1 pseudogene is annotated in these 1,699 nt (G+C 61.2%); it reads left to right on the forward strand.

Annotation, left to right across the window (positions count from 1 at the left end):
- The first annotated feature begins 189 nt into the window (after nt 1-189).
- Nucleotides 190-1,672, forward strand: a pseudogene (locus HT737_RS06590) (methyl-accepting chemotaxis protein).
- Nucleotides 1,673-1,699: the final 27 nt, after the last annotated feature.

The raw sequence follows: 1,699 nt of genomic DNA on the forward strand, positions 1-1,699 counted from the left end.
GGAGCGAGCCTGCTCGCGAAAGCCGTGGTTCAGATGGCATGGGTGTTGGCTGACACGCCCTCTTCGCGAGCAGGCTCGCTCCCACAGAGGGAATGCGTTCTTTTGATGTGTATCAAGATCCGCAGATCTGCATAGCGGCACAATGCTGGCACCTTGCCAAAACTGTTTCCGCTATCAGAGAAGACCTCCATGGGTGCCTGGCTTAGCAATATCTCGCTGAAATACAAATTCTGGGCGGTCAACGCGGTCGCCTTCGTCACCACTCTGTTGCTGGTGCTGTACGCCGTGCAACTGGAACAGCAGGCGCGCAGCCACGCGGCGCAGGCCTCCGCCCAAGCCCAGGCACAATTGCTCAAGGCCTGGCCGACCGGGCAGGCATTGCCCAAGGCTGATCAGATTCTGACCTTCAAACGCGGGGAAGCGCCGCGCCTCAACGATCAGCCGGTGCTGGAGATCAGTGACAACAACGGCTGGAACGAAATCAATCACCTGCCATTGTTCGGCAATAACCCGTTAATGGGCGCCGAAGTGTTCAGCCGTGCCGACGGCCAGCAGGTGGCAGTCATTGCCTATGGTCCAAGCCTGGCGCAAGTGTTCAGTGAACGTTTTGCCAACTACGCGGTGGCAGTGTTCATCCTGATGCTGGCCATGCTCGGCGCTTCGCAACTGCTGATCCGCTTCCTGCTCAGCCAACTCAACACATTGAAAGACGTGATGCTGCACGTGGAGAAAAGCGGTGACCTCTCGGCTCGCGTGCCGCTGGCGTGCAAGGACGAAGTCGGGCAGATGGCCAACGCGTTCAACGCGATGCAGGCCGGTTACCAACGGGTGGTCACCACCGTCGCCAACACTGCGCGACAACTCGACGTCGGTGCCGCGCGTCTGGCGGCGAGCATGAACGAAGTGCGCCACGGCATGCTCGGCCAACAGAGCGAAACCGATCAGGCCGCCACCGCAATCAACGAGATGACCGCCACGGTTTATCACATCGCCCAGCACGCCGGCGCCACCCGCGATCTGTCGCAGACCGCCGATGGTCTGGCCGGCAGCGGTCAGCAAGTCGTCAGTCGCGTACAGCAGTCGATTGCCGGACTCTCCAGCGGCGTGCAGCAGACCGCCGAAATGATCCAGCGCCTGGCCGAAGACAGCCAGAAGATCAACGGCGTGGTCAGCGTGATTCACAGCATCGCCGAGCAAACCAACCTGCTGGCGCTGAACGCCGCCATCGAAGCAGCCCGTGCCGGCGAGATGGGCCGCGGTTTTGCGGTAGTCGCCGATGAGGTGCGCAACCTGGCGAAAACGCGTGCAGACCTCCACCGATGAAATCACCACCATGGTCTCGGCGCTGCAGGCCGGCACCCGCGATGCGGTGGACTTCATGCAGGAGAGTTCGTACAAGGCCGACGACTGCGTGCAGCAGGCACAGGAGGCAGGCGAGGCGCTGGCGGAAATCACTGGCGCCGTGGCGCAGATGCGCGAGAGCAACACGCAGATTGCGGTGGCAGCCGAGCAGCAGAGCCAAGTGGCGGAAGAGATGAATCGGGCAGTGGTGAGCATTCGTGATGTGACCGAAAACACCGTGCAGCAGACCGTGGATTCGGCGACCACCAGTAATGAGTTGGCGACGTTGGCCGGGGAGCTCAACAAGGCAATCGGGCAGTTGAAACTCTGAAGATCAAAAGATCGCAGCCTTTCGGCA

It is taken from the genome of Pseudomonas sp. MD195_PC81_125 (assembly GCF_014060985.1).
In the GTDB taxonomy this organism is placed as follows: Bacteria; Pseudomonadota; Gammaproteobacteria; order Pseudomonadales; family Pseudomonadaceae; genus Aquipseudomonas; species Aquipseudomonas parakoreensis.